Origin of the sequence: Klebsiella sp. 64 (genome assembly GCF_018223915.1) — a bacterium.
GTDB lineage: Bacteria > Pseudomonadota > Gammaproteobacteria > Enterobacterales > Enterobacteriaceae > Klebsiella > Klebsiella pneumoniae.
This window is the reverse complement of the sequence record NZ_JAGRQZ010000019.1, coordinates 130,613-149,937: the sequence shown is the minus strand read 5'-3', so window position 1 is coordinate 149,937 and position 19,325 is coordinate 130,613. Positions and strand designations below refer to the sequence as shown.

The following is a 19,325-nucleotide window of genomic DNA, read 5'->3' as shown; positions in this document are numbered from 1 at the left end:
TTGGTCCTCGAATTCTGCAATGAGCCTGCCGCGCCCGGCGGACCAGGCGCGGCAGGCTCAGCCTGAAGGCTATTTTATGTTGCAATATTCTGCGGAGAAAGTAACAGATCAGTTACAGAAAAGCATAACAGTTACGGATTTGTCGGCGGAAGGCGCTTAATGATCTGTGCCGGGTTACCGCCGACGACGGTACAGGCAGGGACGTCTTTGGTGACCACCGCGCCGGACGCAATGACCGCATTATCGCCAATGGTCACGCCGGGATTGATCACTGCCCGACCCCCAATCCACACATTGTGGCCAATAGTTACCGGCTTGCCGTATTCCTGGCCGCTATTACGCGCATCGGCGTCCAGCGGATGAGTGGCGGTATAAATATGGACGCCTGGCGCCAGCATACAGTTATCGCCAATATGGATAGGGCAGACGTCGAGCATCACGCAGTCAAAATTGGCGTAAAAACCGGCGCCGAGAAAAATATTATAACCATAGTCGCAGCGAAAGCTTGGCTCGATATACGCATCGCCGGCGCGAGCGAACAGCTCGGCCAGAATATGCTGACGTTGTTCCTGGTCATCCGGGGCGGAATGATTATAACGGTGCAACAACTGTCTGGCGCGCAGGCGATCGGCGCGAAGCGTTGGGTCGCCAGATAAATAGAGCTCACCGGCGATCATTTTGCGTTTTTCTTCACTCATGGGTCTTCCTTATACCTGACTGTTGATGGCCGTAGCAGTATAAAAAAGAAACCGGTTACAGGGTTGCTGTTGGCTGAATGATGTGATGTCTATCACAAAGATACCCTATGGCGGCTGACCCGTACCGTCCGGCCAGCAGACCACGTAGTACGCGTAAATTAGCGGATAAATTTCCAGACAGAAGTCGGGATTTTATCGTATAGCTTATTCATGGTCAGTTCCGCCAGACGATGGTCGGCAGCTGAGTAAAATACCGCCAGCTCATTATCAGACAGTTCATATTTATTTTTTTCAATGACGCGCTCCAGCGTGTCAATTGTCTGGCAACGACGTAAGCGCATCAAATAGTCTGTTTTAGTTAATGGCTTATCAGACATAATTCCACCTTTTGATTGTAATAATTCTAACACGATAGACTGGCCGGGTTTTCCCGGCTGGCGTTGACAAAGCAACGAAATAGTCGGTTACCGGATTTTTTCCACTTTTGCAAATCCGTAGAGTTAATGCCGTAGTTACTGAACAACGTAAAAGTGTCGTCCAGATATTCGTCTACCTGAGCGATCAGCTTATTATCCTCTGCATACTTAATTTTATAATTAAGAGCGAATGTGGCAATGTGCTCGATCAATTCATTTAACTGGAGATTGACAGCCGACGTCGGGTCGTTGACCCAGCCATGGTTGCTCTCTTCCAGGTTTGCAAGGCAGTCATGATACAGCGTTTCGCAGAGAAAGCGTAGCTGTGCAATATCATGTCTTTTTGGCGAGTATTCGTCCATAACGCATCCCCTTTTGAGTGGTTTAAACGACGACTAGCAAACACCGTTGTGGGATGAACACGACTAACTGACCTGACACTAACTGAGTAATCCTGCTGATTTAACTATAATCCACTCTCCAACAGATTTCATCGTGCTATTACGAAAAATTACAATTATCAGAGAGAAATTATCTTAAAAATAGACGAATTAATTTCGCAGGCGCTGGCCCACAGCCGGAGAAATAGAGAAATCTTATGAATCATTGGTTTAAGGCAGGCAGCTGTCGCGTTCAGAAACCGCCGACCCGTGGATAATGATAGTAAGATTATTCCTGGTAAATGAGTGTTTGCCGATCCCGAGTTGTTGAACAAGCTGCTAAAAATAGCCTGCGCCATATCAATATATATTAAATGCAGAACGAAAAATAAACAATGGCAATATGTGCCTTGCCAGCCAGTGATAAAAAAGGGCCGCGGTAGCGGCCCTTTGTTCAGGAGTGAAGATTAATGATGCTCAACCTGATGGCTGTGCTCTATATCTTCCGTTTTTTTGCTAAAGCGGCGACGAACCACCACAAAGAACACCGGCACGAAGAAGATCGCCAGGATCGTCGCGGTCACCATCCCGCCCATTACGCCTGTACCGACGGCGTTCTGCGCACCGGAGCCGGCGCCGGAGCTGATAACTAGCGGCATTACCCCGAGGATGAACGCCAGAGATGTCATCAGGATTGGACGTAGACGCATACGTACTGCTTCAAGCGTCGCCTCAATCAGCCCTTTGCCCTCTTTCTCCATCAGGTCTTTGGCGAATTCAACGATCAATATTGCGTTCTTCGCCGACAGGCCGATGGTGGTCAGCAGACCCACCTGGAAGTAAACGTCGTTGGTTAGCCCGCGGAAGGTGGCGGCTAACAGCGCACCGACCACACCCAAGGGGACGACCAGCATAACCGAGAACGGAATCGACCAGCTCTCATACAGCGCCGCCAGACACAGGAAGACGACAATCAGCGAAATGGCATACAGGGCAGGGGCCTGGTTGCCGGACAGTCGCTCCTGATAAGACATCCCGGTCCAGTCGTAGCCGATACCGGAAGGCAGTTTACCCGCCAGCTCTTCCATCAGCGCCATCGCCTCACCGGTACTCTTGCCTGGCGCGGCCTGACCGAGGATTTCCAGTGACGGCAGACCGTTGTAGCGTTCCAGACGCGGCGAACCGTATTCCCAACGCGAGGTCGAGAAAGCAGAGAACGGCACCATCTGACCATCGCTGCCGCGAACATACCACTTGCCGATATCTTCCGGCAGCATACGGTATTTCGCTTCGGACATGATGTACACTTTCTTCACGCGGCCGCGGTCGATAAAGTCGTTGACATAGCTTCCGCCCCAGGCTGCGCCCAGCGTGGTGTTAATGTCGCTGATGGAGACGCCCAGCGCCTGAGCTTTCTCCTGATCGATATCGATTTTAAACTGCGGTGTATCTTCCAGACCGTTAGGGCGCACGCCGGTCAGCACGTCAGGATGCTGCGCCACCATGCCAAACAGTTGGTTACGCGCCTGGGTCAGTTTTTCGTGGCCCAGACCGCCCTGGTCAATCAGCTCGAAGTCAAAGCCGGTCGCGGTACCCAGTTCAACGATAGCCGGCAGGTTAAAGGCGAAGACCATCGCATCTTTAATCTGCGAGAAGTAGCCCATTGCTCTCGCGGTGATCGCTTCAACTTTGTTTTCCTCACCCGGACGCTGGCTCCAGTCTTTCAGCGAAACGAACGCGATACCGGTGTTCTGGCCGCGGCCGGCGAAACCGAAGCCGTTAACCGCAAACACGGATTCCACGTTATCCTTCTCTTTGGTGAGATAGTAATTCGTCATCTCATCCAGCACTTTCTGCGTACGCTCCTGGGTGGCGCCGGCAGGCAGCTGCGCCATACTCAGGAATACACCCTGGTCCTCGTCCGGCAGGAACGAGCTCGGCAGACGGACGAACAGCCATGCCATACCCACCACGATGATCAGATACAGCACCAGATAACGACCGGTGCTGCGCAGAATGTTGCCTACGCTGTCGGTGTAATGGTGCGTGCTCTTATCAAACATGCGGTTAAACCAGCCGAAGAAGCCGGTGGTCGCGCCATGGCTGCCTTTCTGAATGGGTTTCAGCATCGTGGCGCACAGCGCCGGCGTCAGGATTAACGCCACCAGTACCGACAGCGCCATCGCGGAAACGATAGTGATGGAGAACTGGCGATAGATGGCCCCGGTTGAGCCGCCGAAGAACGCCATCGGGATAAATACCGCCGACAGCACCATCGCGATACCTACCAGCGCGCCCTGAATCTGTCCCATCGATTTACGCGTCGCTTCTTTCGGCGGCAGACCCTCTTCCGCCATCACGCGCTCGACGTTCTCTACCACCACGATGGCGTCATCCACCAACAGGCCGATGGCGAGCACCATCCCGAACATCGTCAGGGTGTTTATCGAGAAGCCAAACGCCGCCAGCACCGCGAAGGTGCCTAACAGGACCACCGGTACCGCGATGGTGGGGATCAGGGTGGCGCGGAAGTTCTGCAGGAACAGATACATGACCAGGAACACCAGGATGATCGCTTCCACCAGCGTTTTAACCACTTCGTGAATAGAAATTTTCACGAACGGGGTGGTGTCATACGGGTAAACGATCTTCATCCCCGACGGGAAAAACGGCTCCATCTTCGCCAGTTCAGCGCGAATAGCGTTGGCGGTATCCAGCGCGTTCGCGCCGGTAGCCAGTTTAATACCCAGACCGGATGCCGGCTGGCCGTTAAACTTCGCCACTACGTCATAGCTTTCGCCGCCCAGCTCAATTTTGGCGACATCACGCAGACGAACCTGGGAACCGTCCTGGTTCACCTTCAGCAGGATGTTGCCAAACTCTTCCGTATTGGTCAGACGCGTCTGCGCGATGATCGAGGCGTTAAGCTGCTGACCTTTCACCGGCGGCGTACCGCCTAACTGGCCCGCGGCCACCTGGGCGTTCTGCGCTTTCAGGGCGCTGATCACATCCACCGGCGTAAGCTGGAAGTTGTTCAGTTTGTTTGGATCCATCCAGATACGCATCGCATACTGGGAACCGAATAGCTGAACGTCGCCGACGCCGCTGGTACGGCTAATCGGATCCTTCATGTTGGCCGCCACGTAGTCCGAAATGTCGTCCTGGTTCATGGTGCCGTTGGTGTTAATGACGCCGACAACCATCAGGAAGCTGCTGGACGCTTTCTCAACGCTAATCCCTTGCTGCTGTACTTCTTGCGGCAGCAGAGGCGTCGCCAGCGCCAGCTTGTTCTGAACCTGAACCTGGGCGATATCCGGATCGGTACCGGATTCGAAGGTCAGCGTAATGGTTGCCGTACCGGTGGAGTCGCCATTTGAGGACATGTACATCAGGTGATCGATACCGTTCATATTCTGTTCGATAACCTGAGTTACGGTGTTCTGCACCGTTTCGGCGTCAGCACCGGGGTACATGGCGGTAATGGAAATTGCTGGCGGCGCAATCGTCGGATATTGCGCCACCGGCAATTTGAGGATCGATAATCCCCCAGCCAGCATGATGATAATGGCGATCACCCATGCAAATATGGGGCGATCGATAAAGAAATTAGGCATGTCTTAACGGCTCCTGTTTAAGTTAAGACTTGGTTTGTTCTGATGGCGCGTTGCCTGCGGCTTGCTGTTTATCATCAGAAGCTACTTCCTGCGCTTTTACCTGCACACCTGGTTTGATTTTTTGCAGGCCGGTGACGATAACGCGATCGCCGGATTTCAGACCGTCAGTGACCAGCCATTTATCGCCGATCGCCTGAGAAGCAGTGACCTGGCGGACTTCGACTTTATCGCCTTCCCCCACTACCATGACGCTGGCGTCGCCGCGCGGCGTACGGGTAACACCCTGTTGCGGTACCAGCAGGGCGTCAGGGTTAATCCCTTCTTCCAGACGGGCACGGACGAACATCCCCGGTAGCAGGGTGTGATCCGGGTTCGGGAAAATAGCGCGTAGCGTGATTGAGCCGGTGGTCTGATCGACGGTGACATCCGAGAATTCCAGCGTGCCGGACTGTGGATACTTAAGACCGTCATTAGTCACCAGCTCCACTTTCGCTTTGCCGTTTTCCTGTTTCAGGCGGCCGTCGGCTAGCTCCTGCTTCAGGCGCAGGAAATCATTGCTCGACTGGGTGACGTCAACATAGATCGGATCCAGCTGCTGAACGGTTGCCAGGGCGGTCGTTTGACCATTCTGTACCAGCGCCCCTTCGGTCACGGCGGATTTACCGATCCGGCCGCTGATCGGCGAGGTGACTTTGGTGTAGGCCAGATTGATGCGCGCGGTTTCAACGGCAGCTTTCGCCGCGACCACGGCCGCATTGCTCTGCTGCGCCGTCGCAACGGCGGTATCGTAGTCTTGTTGACTAATATATTTGGTGCCCAACAGTTTCTGATAACGCTTGACCGTCAGTTGATCCATGTTTGCCGCCGCCTGGGCTTTTGCCAGGTCGCCTTTGGCGCTGTCATAGCTGGCCTGATAGGTGGCTGGATCGATCTGATACAGGGAGACGCCGGCCTGGATATCGCTACCTTCCACGAAGTTACGTTTTAAAATAATGCCACTGACCTGAGGACGGACTTCCGCAATGCGATAGGCGCTGGTGCGGCCTGGCAGTTCGGTGGTTATTTGTAGAGGTGCGGATTTGAGCGTCACAATACCGACTTCCGGCATGTGCTGGGCTCCCTGTTGAGCCGGTTTATCGTCACATCCTGTTAGCGCTAAGCTGCCTGAGAGCATCAGAACGACCGCCAGAGGCGTTAACCCTCTGTTTTTGTTCATATGTAAACCTCGAGTGTCCAATTTCAAAATGTTCAGTGGCTCAAACAACCACAAACCCACTACAGTCTTTCTATTATGGTCATGCTATGGTACATACATTCACAAATGTATGTAAACGTAACCTCTGTAAAGTCATTAACCTATGGCACGAAAAACCAAACAACAGGCACGTGAAACCCGGCAACTGATTCTGGATGTTGCTCTGCGTCTGTTTTCGCAGCAAGGCGTATCATCTACCTCGTTGGCAACAATTGCAAAAGCTGCGGGTGTAACGAGGGGGGCTATCTACTGGCATTTCAAGAATAAATCAGATTTATTCAACGAAATTTGGGAGCTGTCAGACGCCAGTATTAGCGATCTCGAAATTGAGTATCGGGCAAAATTCCCCAACGATCCACTCTCAGTTATCAGGGAGATTCTAGTCTATGTTCTTGAAGCGACAGTGACAGAAGAACGTCGACGATTAATGATGGAGATTATCTATCATAAGTGTGAGTTCGTCGGTGAAATGACCGTGGTGCAGCAGGCCCAGCGGCAGCTCTCCCTGGCGAGTTATGAGCGTATCGAGCAGACCTTGAAAGAGTGCATCGCGGCGAAGCTGCTGCCCGCCAATTTACTCACCCGGCGGGCGGCCGTGTTAATGCGCAGCTACCTTTCCGGGCTGATGGAAAACTGGCTGTTTGCCCCCGATTCGTTCGACCTGCATGCGGAAGCGCGGGACTACGTCGCTATTCTGCTGGAGATGTATCAATTCTGCCCGACGCTACGCGGCCCGGAGAGCTTGTCAGCTTAAAGGTAGCGCGCGGATGGGCGTGAATTTTTAGCGCCGTCCGCCGCTATTCGCCAGCGCTGAGAAGTGCTATTCTGCGCGCTTGCGACGACCCCCGGTATTCTCCGGCATTTGCATTCATTCATATTAACTATGCTGCACACGATCTCCAGGCAACGCGCCACGTTCATCTTTATTATCACGCTGCTCTGTTTTATTGGCCTTTTCAGCCCAGTCCAGGGCCGCGCCGCGGATCTCCCCGATCGGGCAGAGGTGCAGAGCCAGCTCAATACGTTAAACAAGCAAAAAGAACTGACTCCGCAGGACAAACTGGTCCAGCAGGATCTGACTCAGACGCTGGAAACGCTGGATAAAATCGAGCGTATCAAAAGCGAGACGGCACAGCTGCGACAGCAGGTCGAGCAGGCGCCGGCGAAGCTGCGCCAGGCGGTGGAGAGCCTCAATAACCTGAGCGATGTCCCGAACGACGACGCGACGCGCAAAACGCTAAGTACGCTCTCCCTGCGTCAGCTGGAGTCGCGCGTCACCCAGACGCTGGACGATCTGCAGAATGCGCAAAACGATCTGGCGACCTATAACAGCCAGCTGGTTTCCCTGCAAACGCAGCCGGAACGCGTGCAAAATGCGATGTTCAACGCCTCCCAGCAGCTGCAGCAGATCCGCAATCGTCTGAATGGCACCTCGGTGGGCGACGAGACCCTACGCCCGACCCAGCAGGTGCTGTTGCAGGCTCAACAGGCATTGCTCAACGCGCAGATCGAGCAACAGCGCAAGAGCCTCGAAGGCAACACTATCCTGCAGGATACCCTGCAGAAGCAGCGTGACTACGTCACCGCCTGGAGCAACCGGCTGGAGCATCAGCTACAGCTGCTGCAGGAGGCCGTGAACAGCAAACGGCTGACCCTGACCGAGAAAACCGCCCAGGAGGCGGTTACCCCCGACGAAACGGCGCGTATTCAGGCCAACCCGCTGGTCAAGCAGGAGCTGGATATTAACCATCAGCTCAGCGAGAAGCTGATCCAGGCAACAGAGAACGGTAACCAGCTGGTGCAGCGCAATATCCAGGTCAAAAACTGGCTCGACCGCGCGCTGCAGTCTGAACGGGATATTAAAGAGCAAATTTCAGTTCTGCGGGGGAGCCTGCTGCTGTCGCGTATTCTTTACCAACAGCAACAGACATTACCGTCGGCGGATGAGCTGCAGGATATGACCAACCGCATCGCCGACCTGCGGCTTGAACAGTTTGAGGTGAACCAGCAGCGCGACGCGCTGTTCCAGAGCGATGCCTTTGTCGCCAAACTGGAGGAGGGACACAGCAGCGAAGTGAACGATGAAGTCCACGCCGCGCTACTGGAAGTGATCGACATGCGTCGCGAACTGCTTGATCAGTTCAACAAACAGTTGGGTAACCAGCTGATGATGGCCATCAACCTGCAGATCAACCAGCAGCAGCTGATGAGCGTCTCGAGCAGTCTGAAGGAAATTCTGACCCAGCAAATTTTCTGGGTGAACAGCAATAAACCGATGGACTGGGAGTGGATTAAGGCCTTCCCGGAGGCGCTGAAAGGTCAGTTTAAGGCGATGAAAATCACCGTGAACTGGGAAAAAGCGTGGCCTGCGGTGTTTGTCGCTTTCCTGGCCGGTTTACCGCTGCTGTTGATTGCCGGCCTCATCCGCTGGCGTCTGCAGTGGCTCAAGGATTATCAGGCAAAGCTTGCTTCCCAGGTGGGACAGCTGCGCAACGATACCCAACTGCATACGCCGAAGGCGATCCTGATCGATCTGATCCGCGCCTTACCGGTGGTGCTGTTGATTCTGGCTATCGGTCTGATCTTACTCACCATGCAGTTAAATATTAGCGGACTGCTGTGGGCGTACAGTAAAAAGCTGGCTATGTTCTGGCTGGTGTTTGGCCTGTGCTGGAAAGTGCTGGAAAAGAACGGCGTCGCGGTCAACCACTTTAATATGCCGGCGCAGTTGACCAGCCACTGGCGGCGGCAGATTGTTCGCGTCAGCCTGGCGCTGCTGCCGCTGAATTTCTGGTCGGTGATTTCCGAACTGTCGCCGCTGAACCTGATGGACGACGTGCTGGGGCAGTTGGTGATTTTCTTCAACTTACTGCTGATCGCGGTGCTGGTTTGGCCGATGTGCCGGGAAAGTTGGCGCGATAAAGAGTCGCACAGCCTGCGCCTGCTGACGATCACGGTGTTGTCTATCGTTCCGGTGGCCCTGATGGTGCTGACGGCAACCGGCTACTTCTACACGACGCTGCGTCTGGCGGGACGCTGGATCGAGACCGTGTATCTGGTGATGATCTGGAACCTGCTGTACCAGACCGTGCTGCGCGGCCTGAGCGTGGCGGCGCGGCGTATCGCCTGGCGCCGCGCGCTGGCGCGCCGTCAACATCTGGTGAAGGAAGGGGCGGAAGGCGCCGAGCCGCAGGAAGAGCCAACTATCGCTCTCGAGCAGGTCAACCAGCAGACGCTGCGCATCACCATGTTGGTGATGGTCGCGCTGTTCGCGGTGATGTTCTGGGCGATTTGGTCTGATTTGATCACCGTTTTCGCCTACCTCGACAGCATTACCCTCTGGCACTACAACGGCACCGAGGCGGGGGCCAGCGTGGTGCGCAGCGTGACGATGGGCAGTTTGTTGTTCGCCATTGTGGCGTCAATGGTCGCCTGGGCGCTGATCCGCAACCTGCCGGGTTTGCTGGAGGTGCTGGTGCTGTCGCGGCTCAACATGCGTCAGGGGACCTCCTACGCCATCACCACCATTCTCAACTATGCGATTATCGCTATCGGGGCGATGACGGTATTCGGGGCGCTGGGCGTCTCCTGGGATAAACTGCAATGGCTGGCGGCCGCGCTGTCGGTTGGTTTAGGTTTTGGTCTGCAGGAGATCTTCGGTAACTTTGTCTCCGGCCTTATCATTCTGTTCGAACGTCCGGTGCGCATTGGGGATACGGTCACTATCGGAACCTTCTCGGGGACGGTAAGCAAAATCCGTATTCGCGCCACCACCATCACCGACTTCGATCGCAAAGAGGTGATTATCCCGAACAAGGCGTTCGTTACCGAGCGCTTGATCAACTGGTCGCTCTCGGACACCGTGACCCGGGTGGTGATCCGCCTCGGCGTCGCCTATGGCTCAGACCTGGATAAGGTGAAAGAGGTGCTGCTGAAGGCCGCGCACGATCATCCGAAAGTGATGCAGGAGCCGGCGCCAGCGGTTTTCTTCACCACCTTCGGGGCCAGTACCCTGGATCATGAACTGCGTCTGTATGTTCGAGAACTGCGCGATCGCAGCTACACGGTGGATGAGCTCAACCGCGCCATCGACCGCCTGTGCCGGGAGAATGACATCAACATTGCCTTTAACCAGCTGGAAGTTCATCTGCGCAATGAAAAAGGCGATGAAGTCACCGAAGTGAAACGGGACGGGAAAGGCGACGATCTGACGCCCACCACCGCGTCCTGATCGAAGAGGGGCGGCGCAAAGCCGCCCCTGCTGTATCAGGGCGCCAGCGCGGCGAGTTCTTCATCGCTCAGCCCGGTGAGCTCCTGCACGGTTTGACGTTCGAGGCCGCGCGCCAGCATTCTGGCGGCGATGCTGCGGGTAGCTTCCTGCTCACCCTCTTGCTGTCCCTGTTTACGGCCTTTCTCTTCCAGCCATTCGGCAATGGTCATCATCAGCTCCTTATGCCTGGGCGACTGCGCCGCCAGCGTGCGGATCAGCGCCCCCGGATGTTCCGTAGTTCCCGCCTGCAACATATAGCGCAGCAGCGTATTCAGCTGCGCTTCTGTCAGATAGCCTTGCGTCATCAGCGCAATCAGCGGCACCTGCAGCTCGGCCAGATCGCGATGGCGGATATGCTTTTGCAGCAGCTCCAGCATGGCCATCCGCCGATGACGGGCGATCTGATTATCTGGCATTACGGTGAGGTCCACCAGCGGAAAATCATTGCTATAGAGCGCCTTCGCCAGCGCCGGATCGGCGAATAGCTGTTGCCAGTTGCGGGCCCAGGGCCAGGGGCTCACTTTGCCGTGATAAAACAGAATCGGCACCACCAGCGGCAGCGTGTCGTGGCCGGCGTCCAGATGACGCTGCATGGCGGCCAGCGCATAGCGCAGCAGGCGAAACGCCATCAGCTTGTCCGGGGTACTCTGGTGCTCAATCAGCGCGTACACATAGCCCGGTCCATGACGCGTGCGCAGTGAGTAAAGGATATCGGAATAGCTGGCGCGCAGGTCCTCTTCAACAAAGCTACCGGAGACCAGCTGCAGCGAATCCAGTTCGCAGATCGCCAGAAACGGCGCGGGGAGGTACAACTGCAAAAAATCCTTCGCGACCGCCTGATGCATGAGCATCTGGCGAAACACCGCGTCGTGTGGGGTTTGACTGACTTTTTCCATCAATATTGTCTCCAGTGGCGTCATGCGCAGAGGACCAGACTGCCAGCACACTGCCGGAGACAACATCCTACTTCTCTGGGTTTTGCGACCCGCTTTCCGCGTTTTTTAACTTGTTTGCATAATCCCGCCGGACAATTTCCAGCGCGCTCAGCACGGTTTGCGCCGGGATCTGATGCGATTCCAGCAACATGATTAAATCGACGGCCAGTTTGACCTCATCGGATGCATTTTCCAGCGACATCGGGCTCTCCTGTTAGCGCGTCAGCCGCGCCAGTACGTTTTCAATCTTGTCCAGCGCCTGTCGGCAGCGCGCCAACCGGCCGCTGTAGGCTTCAACTTCTTTCCCCAGCCGCTGCTGCTCGTCAAGGCTGGTCGCCTGCGCCAGCTGACGCTGGCGTTGGTCGCGCATCGCCAGCAGGCGGCGCTCATACTCCTGATGCTGCAGGCGACGGCGCTGCCAGCGGCTCAACGTTGGCGACGCGTGGTCCCAACTGCGCAAGGACCAGGTGGCGGTTTCACGGCGCAGCGCGGCGATTTGTGCCGCCAGACGCTCGGCAATCCAGACCACCTGCGGCAGCTGCTGGCGCTCGACGGCCTGGCGGAGCTGGTTAAAGTTGTGTTGGGCTTCCGCCAGATAGGCCTGCATCAGCGTGCTGCGGGTGTGGAAGAGCTGGCGGTCAAAGCGCGGGCTGAGGGTCGCGTGCTCCGCCAGCGGCGCCACCAGCGCGGCCAGCTCACTCAGCTGGTCGTTCAGCGTTTGTAAAAGTTGAGCAGTTTTCACCAACCCCCTCCATTTTCCGTCAGCCAACTGTGCTACAGTAGCCTCATCTGTTTGATAACGATTCGCATTATGCCACCTGTTATTTTAACCATTATCGGCTGGCTGGCGGTAGCGCTGGGTACGCTGGGCGTCTTCTTACCGTTGCTGCCGACGACGCCGTTTATTCTGCTCGCCGCCTGGTGCTTTGCCCGCTCATCGCCGCGCTTTCACCAGTGGCTGCTGTATCGCTCCTGGTTTGGCGGCTATCTTCGCCACTGGCAACAGTACCGCGCCATGCCTCGCGGCGCTAAACCGCGCGCCATTGCGATGATCGTGGTGACTTTTGCTATTTCGCTATGGCTGGTTAAGCTTACGTGGGTGCGCATCATGCTGTTGGTCATTCTGGCCTGTCTGCTGATCTTTATGTGGCGCATTCCGGTGGTTGACGCAAAGCAACAAAAGCACTGATGCGCAATAATGCCTGTTGCAATTGTTGCCGACAGCCAGTAAATTCTGGCGTTTTCGAGCGCGGGCAAGCCTGGTCAAAGGTTAAACAAATGTTTCTTTGGCCCCTTTTGCACGCCCGTGGGTAATACCGTTTCAATCAGGCATACACTTATGACCGCAACTGCACAGCAGCTTGAATATCTGAAGAACAGCATCCAGAGTATCGAGGATTATCCAAAACCTGGCATTCTTTTCCGCGATGTCACCAGCTTACTGGAAGACCCGAAGGCCTACGCGCTTAGCATTGAACTGCTGACCGAGCGCTACAAAGACGCGGGTATTACCAAAGTGGTAGGGACTGAGGCGCGTGGCTTCCTGTTCGGCGCCCCGGTCGCGCTGGCGCTGGGCGTGGGCTTTGTTCCGGTACGCAAGCCGCGTAAGTTGCCGCGTGAAACCATCGCCGAGACCTATGAGCTGGAGTATGGCACCGATCAGCTGGAGATCCACGTTGACGCCATTAAACCGGGCGATAAAGTGCTGGTGGTTGACGATCTGCTGGCGACCGGCGGCACTATCGACGCCACGGTCAAACTGATCCGCCGCCTCGGCGGCGAAGTGCACGATGCCGCTTTCATTATCAATCTCTTCGATCTGGGCGGCGAACAGCGCCTGGAGAAGCTGGGGATCCACTGCTACAGTCTGGTGCCGTTCCCGGGCCACTAAGCAAATCCCTCCACATAGCCTCGCCGATCGGGCGGGGCTGTGATAGCATGACCCCTTCGTGATTTCACCTTCCAGCGTTTCAGAGCCAGCCCATGAGTTATCAGGTCTTAGCCCGTAAATGGCGCCCACAAACCTTTGCTGACGTCGTCGGCCAGGAACATGTGCTGACCGCACTGGCGAACGGCTTGTCGTTAGGGCGCATTCATCACGCTTATCTTTTTTCCGGTACCCGCGGGGTCGGGAAGACCTCCATCGCCCGTCTGCTGGCGAAAGGGTTAAACTGTGAAACCGGCATCACCGCCACCCCCTGCGGCGTGTGCGATAACTGCCGGGAAATTGAACAGGGGCGCTTTGTCGATCTGATTGAGATTGACGCCGCCTCGCGAACCAAAGTCGAAGATACCCGCGATCTGTTGGACAACGTCCAGTACGCGCCGGCCCGCGGCCGCTTTAAGGTCTATCTCATCGACGAAGTCCATATGCTGTCGCGTCACAGCTTCAACGCGTTGTTAAAAACGCTGGAGGAGCCGCCGGCGCACGTCAAATTCCTGCTGGCGACGACGGATCCGCAGAAGCTGCCGGTAACGATCTTATCCCGCTGCCTGCAGTTCCACCTGAAGGCGCTGGACGTTGAACAGATCCGCCATCAGCTGGAGCATATTCTTGGCGAAGAGCAGATTGCCTTTGAGCCCCGCGCGCTGCAGCTGTTGTCGCGGGCGGCCGATGGCAGCCTGCGCGATGCCTTAAGCCTGACCGATCAGGCGATTGCCAGTGGGGAAGGGCAGCTGACGGCCGCATCGGTGAGCACCATGCTCGGCACCCTTGATGACGATCAGGCGCTGTCGCTGATTGAAGCGCTGGTTGCTGCCGACGGCGAGCGGGTCATGGCGGGCGTCAATGACGCCGCCGCACGCGGCGTCGAGTGGGAGGCGCTGCTGGTCGAGATGCAGAGCCTGCTGCACCGCATCGCCATGGTTCAGCTGTCGCCTTCGGCGCTGGGCGCCGACATGGCCGCGGTCGAAGTGCGGATGCGCGAACTGGCGCGAACCGTACCGCCCGGCGACGTTCAGCTCTACTACCAAACGCTGCTGATTGGCCGCAAAGAGCTGCCTTACGCCCCGGACCGGCGGATGGGCGTCGAAATGACGCTGCTGCGTGCCCTGGCTTTTCATCCGCGTAAGCCGCTGCCGGAGCCGGAGGTGCAGCCGGCACAGGCCGCCGCGCCCGCGCCGCGTCAGCCGGTTGCCCCCGCCGCGCCGCCGCCACAGTCGCCGCAGAGTTTGCCGCCGACCACCAGCCAGGTGCTGGCGGCCCGCAGCCACCTGCAGCGCAGTCAGGGAGCAACCACCCCAAAAAAGAGTGAACCGGCAGCCGCTTCCCGCGCGCGGCCGGTGAATAACGCTGCGCTGGAGCGACTGAGTTCGATTACCGAGCGCGTCCAGGCTCGTCCGGCCGCGGCCGCGCTGGAGCAGGCCCCGGCGAAGAAAGAGGCCTATCGCTGGAAGGCGACGACGGTGGTGGAAGAGAGCAAAGTCGAAGTCGCCACGCCCAAAGCGCTGAAAAAGGCGCTGGAGCATGAGAAGACGCCGGAGCTGGCGGCCAAGCTCGCCGAAGAAGCGGTCGAGCGCGACAGCTGGGCGGCGGAAGTGAGCCAGCTGGCGGTACCGAAGCTGGTCGAGCAGGTGGCGCTCAACGCGTGGAAAGAGCAGGAGGGCAGCCGCGTCTGTCTGCATCTGCGTCCCAGCCAGCGCCACCTCAATTCCGCCAGCGCGCAGCAAAAGCTGGCTGAAGCGCTGGGGGTGTTGTACGGTACGCCGGTTGAATTGACCATCGTGGAAGACGATAATCCCGCGATGCGTACGCCGCTGGAGTGGCGGCAGGCTATTTATGAAGAGAAGCTCGCGCAGGCGCGCGAAGCCATTATCGCGGATAATAACATTCAGACCCTGCGTCGTTTCTTCGACGCCGATCTGGATGAAGAGAGTATTCGCCCCATTTGAATGCCAGTCTGACTGGCATTCAGTACCTTTAACGATGACTGACTGAGAGAGAAGCCTATGTTTGGTGGAAAAGGCGGCCTGGGTAACCTGATGAAGCAGGCCCAGCAGATGCAAGAGAAAATGCAGAAGATGCAGGAAGAGATCGCTCAGCTGGAAGTAACCGGCGAATCCGGCGCGGGTCTGGTGAAAGTGACCATTAACGGCGCGCACAACTGCCGCCGTGTGGAGATCGACCCAAGCCTGCTGGAAGACGACAAAGAGATGCTCGAAGATCTGGTGGCTGCCGCGTTCAACGACGCCGCGCGCCGTATCGAAGAGACCCAGAAAGAGAAGATGGCTTCCGTTTCTGCCGGTATGCAACTGCCGCCAGGCTTCAAGATGCCGTTCTGATGCAAACCAGCCCGCTGTTAACTCAGCTTATGGAAGCGCTGCGCTGTCTGCCGGGCGTCGGCCCGAAGTCAGCGCAGCGCATGGCGTTTACCCTGCTGCAGCGCGATCGCAGCGGCGGGATGCGCCTGGCGCAGGCGCTGACGCGTGCGATGTCGGAGATCGGCCACTGCGCCGATTGCCGCACCTTCACCGAGCAGGAGGTGTGCAATATCTGCAGCAACCCGCGTCGCCAGGAAAACGGCCAGATCTGTGTGGTAGAGAGTCCGGCGGACATCTATGCCATTGAGCAGACCGGGCAGTATTCCGGCCGCTACTTCGTGCTGATGGGGCACCTGTCGCCGCTCGACGGCATCGGGCCTGATGACATCGGGCTCGATCGCCTGGAGCAACGGCTGGAGGCGGAGTCGATCACCGAGGTGATCCTCGCCACCAACCCGACCGTTGAGGGCGAGGCGACGGCCAACTACATCGCGGAGCTGTGCGCGCAGTATGGCGTCGACGCCAGCCGAATCGCCCACGGCGTGCCGGTGGGCGGCGAGCTGGAGATGGTCGACGGCACCACGCTGTCCCACTCCCTGGCCGGTCGCCACAAGATTACTTTCTGAACAAATGGAGGCGGCCTTCGCCGCCTCCGCTTGAAAAATTTCCCCGCTGTCCCCATCTCCCACTCAACGGTTTTTTACCCATTTAAAATGGCATTGTTGAGGTTGAATCAGATGAAAGGACAAGAAACTCGTGGTTTTCAGTCAGAAGTAAAACAGCTTCTGCACCTGATGATCCATTCCCTCTATTCCAACAAAGAAATCTTTCTGCGTGAGCTGATTTCCAACGCCTCTGATGCGGCCGATAAGCTGCGTTTCCGCGCGCTGTCGCAGCCGGATTTGTATGAGGGAGACGGCGAGCTGCGCGTGCGGGTTTCGTTTGATAAAGACAACCGCACCCTGACCATCGCCGATAACGGTATCGGTATGAACCGGGAAGAGGTTATCGACCATCTCGGCACCATCGCCAAATCCGGCACCAAAGCGTTCCTCGAATCGATGGGTTCTGACCAGGCGAAGGATAGCCAGCTGATCGGTCAGTTCGGCGTCGGCTTCTATTCGGCCTTCATCGTGGCGGACAAAGTGACCGTGCGTACCCGTGCGGCGGGCGACAAGCCGGAAAACGGCGTGTTCTGGGAATCCGCCGGCGAAGGCGAATATACCGTAGCTGATATCACCAAAGCCGATCGCGGCACCGAAATCACCCTGCATCTGCGCGAAGGCGAAGATGATTTCCTCAACGACTGGCGCGTGCGCTCTATCATCAGCAAGTATTCCGACCATATCGCGCTGCCGGTTGAGATTGAAAAACGGGAAGAGAAAGACGGCGAAACCGTGATTTCGTGGGAAAAAATCAACAAGGCGCAGGCCCTGTGGACCCGCAGCAAATCCGAAGTTAACGACGACGAATACAAAGAGTTTTATAAGCATATCGCTCACGACTACAGCGACCCGCTGACCTGGAGCCACAACCGCGTGGAAGGTAAGCAGGAGTACACCAGCCTGCTGTATATCCCGTCGCAGGCACCGTGGGATATGTGGAACCGCGATCATAAACACGGCCTGAAGCTGTACGTCCAGCGTGTGTTCATCATGGACGACGCCGAGCAGTTTATGCCGAACTACCTGCGCTTCGTGCGCGGCCTGATCGATTCCAACGATCTGCCGCTGAACGTCTCCCGTGAAATCCTGCAGGACAGCAGCGTGACCCGCAACCTGCGCACCGCGCTGACCAAACGCGCGCTGCAGATGCTGGATAAGCTGGCGAAAGACGACGCTGAAAAATACCAAACCTTCTGGAAACAGTTCGGCCTGGTGCTGAAAGAGGGCCCGGCGGAAGATCCGAGCAACCAGGAAGCGATCGCCAAACTGCTGCGTTTCGCGACCACCCATACCGACTCCTCCGCGCAGACCGTATCGCTGGAAGAGTATGTCTCACGCATGAAAGAAGGTCAGGAGAAGATCTACTACATCACAGCCGACAGCTATGCGGCGGCGAAGAGCAGCCCGCACCTCGAGCTGCTGCGTAAGAAAGGGATCGAAGTGCTGCTGCTCTCCGATCGCATCGACGAGTGGATGATGAGCTACCTGACCGAGTTCGACGGCAAAGCGTTCCAGTCTGTCGCTAAAGCCGACGAGTCGCTGGACAAGCTGGCGGATGAAGTAGACGAGTCCACCAAAGAAGCCGAAAAAGCGCTGGAGCCGTTCGTTGAGCGGGTGAAAAACCTGCTTGGCGACCGGGTGAAAGAGGTGCGTCTGACCCATCGTCTGACCGACACCCCGGCGATTGTCACCACCGACGCCGACGAGATGAGCACTCAGATGGCGAAGCTGTTCGCGGCAGCGGGCCAGGCGGCGCCGGAAGTGAAATACATCTTCGAACTGAACCCGGCGCATCAGCTGGTGAAACGCGCGGCCGATACCCAGGACGACGCGCAGTTCGGCGAATGGGTGGAACTGCTGCTGGATCAGGCGCTGCTGGCCGAGCGCGGCACGCTGGAAGATCCGAACCAGTTTATCCGCCGTATGAACCAGCTGCTGGCTTCCTGACGCGAACCTGAACGAGTAGCCCGGCCGAGCGACGCGACGCCGGGAACGGGATAAATGCCCCGTCTGAGCGATGTGCTCAGGCGGGGCATTTCACATTGGATTGCATAAAATATCTCACCATTAACCGTTTCAGCCGCACCGCCTTCCTTGAGCCATCGCCGTTCTGGTGGTATGGTTTAGCGTTTTTGAAAAATTGAATCGACTTTTGAGGGGATTTTCGTAATGCGTATTATTCTGCTTGGCGCTCCGGGCGCGGGTAAAGGAACTCAGGCTCAGTTCATCATGGAGAAATACGGTATTCCGCAAATCTCCACCGGCGATATGCTGCGCGCGGCGGTAAAATCCGGCTCTGAGCTCGGTAAGCAAGCGAAAGACATTATGGACGCAGGCAAGCTGGTGACCGATGAGCTGGTCATCGCGCTGGTGAAAGAGCGTATCGCCCAGGAAGATTGCCGTAACGGCTTCCTGCTGGACGGCTTCCCGCGGACCATTCCGCAGGCTGACGCCATGAAAGAGGCGGGCATTACCGTTGATTACGTGCTGGAATTCGACGTGCCGGACGAACTGATCGTCGACCGCATCGTTGGCCGTCGCGTCCACGCGGCATCCGGTCGCGTATACCACATCAAATTCAATCCGCCGAAGGTGGAAGGCAAAGACGACGTGACCGGCGAAGAGCTGACCACCCGTAAAGACGATCAGGAAGAGACCGTGCGTAAGCGTCTGGTAGAATACCATCAGATGACAGCGCCGCTGATCGGCTACTACACCAAAGAAGCGCAGGCGGGCAACACCAAATACGCCAAAGTCGACGGCACCAAAGCGGTAGCTGACGTGCGCGCTGAACTGGAAAAAATCCTCGGCTGATAAAGCCTTTTCTCATCC

General features: G+C 56.9%; 18 protein-coding genes and 1 other annotated feature. Of the genes, 10 read left to right on the top strand and 8 right to left on the bottom strand.

Annotated features, from left to right (window positions below):
- Positions 1–19: 19 nt before the first annotated feature.
- Positions 20–160 carry a hypothetical protein gene (locus tag KHQ23_RS15360; RefSeq protein WP_004147370.1) on the top strand — a complete coding sequence of 47 codons (141 nt, stop codon included), beginning with the start codon at positions 20–22 and terminating at the stop codon, positions 158–160.
- Here KHQ23_RS15360 and maa read toward each other — a convergent pair.
- The 5 genes from maa to acrA form a co-directional block, all read right to left on the bottom strand.
- Positions 132–698, bottom strand: coding sequence for a maltose O-acetyltransferase (gene maa, locus KHQ23_RS15355; RefSeq protein WP_002892030.1), 567 nt, complete (start codon positions 696–698; stop codon positions 132–134). The two genes, KHQ23_RS15360 and maa, sit on opposite strands and share 29 nt — an antisense overlap.
- A gap of 158 nt (positions 699–856) precedes the next feature.
- Positions 857–1,075, bottom strand: coding sequence for an HHA domain-containing protein (locus tag KHQ23_RS15350; protein ID WP_002892050.1), 219 nt, complete (start codon positions 1,073–1,075; stop codon positions 857–859).
- 26 nt (positions 1,076–1,101) lie between these two features.
- Entirely contained in the window at positions 1,102–1,476 is a 375-nt protein-coding gene (gene tomB, locus KHQ23_RS15345) for an Hha toxicity modulator TomB (protein ID WP_002892066.1), read from the bottom strand.
- A 485-nt stretch (positions 1,477–1,961) separates the two neighbouring features.
- Positions 1,962–5,108 carry a multidrug efflux RND transporter permease subunit AcrB gene (gene acrB / locus KHQ23_RS15340; protein WP_004147373.1) on the bottom strand — a complete coding sequence of 1,049 codons (3,147 nt, stop codon included), beginning with the start codon at positions 5,106–5,108 and terminating at the stop codon, positions 1,962–1,964.
- Between the two features lie 22 nt (positions 5,109–5,130).
- Positions 5,131–6,324 carry a multidrug efflux RND transporter periplasmic adaptor subunit AcrA gene (gene acrA, locus KHQ23_RS15335; protein ID WP_004177236.1) on the bottom strand — a complete coding sequence of 398 codons (1,194 nt, stop codon included), beginning with the start codon at positions 6,322–6,324 and terminating at the stop codon, positions 5,131–5,133.
- A 142-nt stretch (positions 6,325–6,466) separates the two neighbouring features.
- Here acrA and acrR point away from each other — a divergent pair, with 142 nt between their 5' ends.
- Together acrR and mscK are read left to right on the top strand one after the other, a co-directional pair.
- The gene (acrR, locus tag KHQ23_RS15330) at positions 6,467–7,117 is read left to right on the top strand and encodes a multidrug efflux transporter transcriptional repressor AcrR (protein ID WP_002892080.1); all 651 of its coding nucleotides are present in this window, start codon (positions 6,467–6,469) and stop codon (positions 7,115–7,117) included.
- Between the two features lie 129 nt (positions 7,118–7,246).
- Entirely contained in the window at positions 7,247–10,594 is a 3,348-nt protein-coding gene (gene mscK / locus KHQ23_RS15325) for a mechanosensitive channel MscK (RefSeq protein WP_020316518.1), read from the top strand.
- Positions 10,595–10,629: 35 nt separating this feature from the next.
- Here the strand turns inward: mscK and KHQ23_RS15320 are convergent, their stop codons facing one another.
- The 3 genes from KHQ23_RS15320 to priC all read right to left on the bottom strand — a co-directional run bounded on the left by KHQ23_RS15320 (position 10,630) and on the right by priC (position 12,310).
- The gene (locus KHQ23_RS15320) at positions 10,630–11,529 is read right to left on the bottom strand and encodes an Rpn family recombination-promoting nuclease/putative transposase (protein WP_004183208.1); all 900 of its coding nucleotides are present in this window, start codon (positions 11,527–11,529) and stop codon (positions 10,630–10,632) included.
- Between the two features lie 67 nt (positions 11,530–11,596).
- On the bottom strand, positions 11,597–11,770 hold the full coding sequence (rsmS, locus tag KHQ23_RS15315; protein ID WP_002892136.1) for a pleiotropic regulatory protein RsmS: 174 nt from the start codon (positions 11,768–11,770) through the stop codon (positions 11,597–11,599).
- Between the two features lie 12 nt (positions 11,771–11,782).
- Entirely contained in the window at positions 11,783–12,310 is a 528-nt protein-coding gene (gene priC / locus KHQ23_RS15310; RefSeq protein WP_002892142.1) for a primosomal replication protein N'', read from the bottom strand.
- 69 nt (positions 12,311–12,379) lie between these two features.
- Here priC and KHQ23_RS15305 point away from each other — a divergent pair, with 69 nt between their 5' ends.
- The 7 genes from KHQ23_RS15305 (at position 12,380) to adk (ending at position 19,307) form a co-directional block, all read left to right on the top strand.
- A complete protein-coding gene (locus KHQ23_RS15305; RefSeq protein WP_002892144.1) occupies positions 12,380–12,757 on the top strand; it encodes a DUF454 family protein in 378 nt (125 codons plus the stop codon).
- Between the two features lie 150 nt (positions 12,758–12,907).
- Positions 12,908–13,459: an adenine phosphoribosyltransferase gene (gene apt, locus KHQ23_RS15300; RefSeq protein ID WP_002892145.1), complete on the top strand. Its 552-nt coding sequence runs from the start codon at positions 12,908–12,910 to the stop codon at positions 13,457–13,459.
- A 92-nt stretch (positions 13,460–13,551) separates the two neighbouring features.
- A complete protein-coding gene (gene dnaX / locus KHQ23_RS15295) occupies positions 13,552–15,459 on the top strand; it encodes a DNA polymerase III subunit gamma/tau (protein ID WP_004147381.1) in 1,908 nt (635 codons plus the stop codon).
- Positions 14,792–14,856: a sequence feature (DnaX frameshifting element), on the top strand. (Overlaps the previous gene by 65 nt.)
- Before the next feature lie 57 nt (positions 15,460–15,516).
- Positions 15,517–15,849 carry a YbaB/EbfC family nucleoid-associated protein gene (locus KHQ23_RS15290; RefSeq protein ID WP_002892173.1) on the top strand — a complete coding sequence of 111 codons (333 nt, stop codon included), beginning with the start codon at positions 15,517–15,519 and terminating at the stop codon, positions 15,847–15,849.
- Positions 15,849–16,454 (top strand): recombination mediator RecR, encoded by a 606-nt coding sequence (gene recR / locus KHQ23_RS15285; protein ID WP_002892177.1) that lies wholly within the window; start codon positions 15,849–15,851, stop codon positions 16,452–16,454. The genes KHQ23_RS15290 and recR overlap by 1 nt, the downstream gene beginning before the upstream one ends.
- A 111-nt stretch (positions 16,455–16,565) precedes the next feature.
- Positions 16,566–18,440, top strand: a complete 1,875-nt coding sequence (gene htpG, locus KHQ23_RS15280) for a molecular chaperone HtpG (RefSeq protein WP_004177228.1) — start codon at positions 16,566–16,568, stop codon at positions 18,438–18,440.
- A gap of 222 nt (positions 18,441–18,662) precedes the next feature.
- Complete coding sequence (adk, locus tag KHQ23_RS15275; RefSeq protein WP_002892184.1) at positions 18,663–19,307, top strand: adenylate kinase; 645 nt, start codon at positions 18,663–18,665, stop codon at positions 19,305–19,307.
- Positions 19,308–19,325 lie beyond the last annotated feature (18 nt).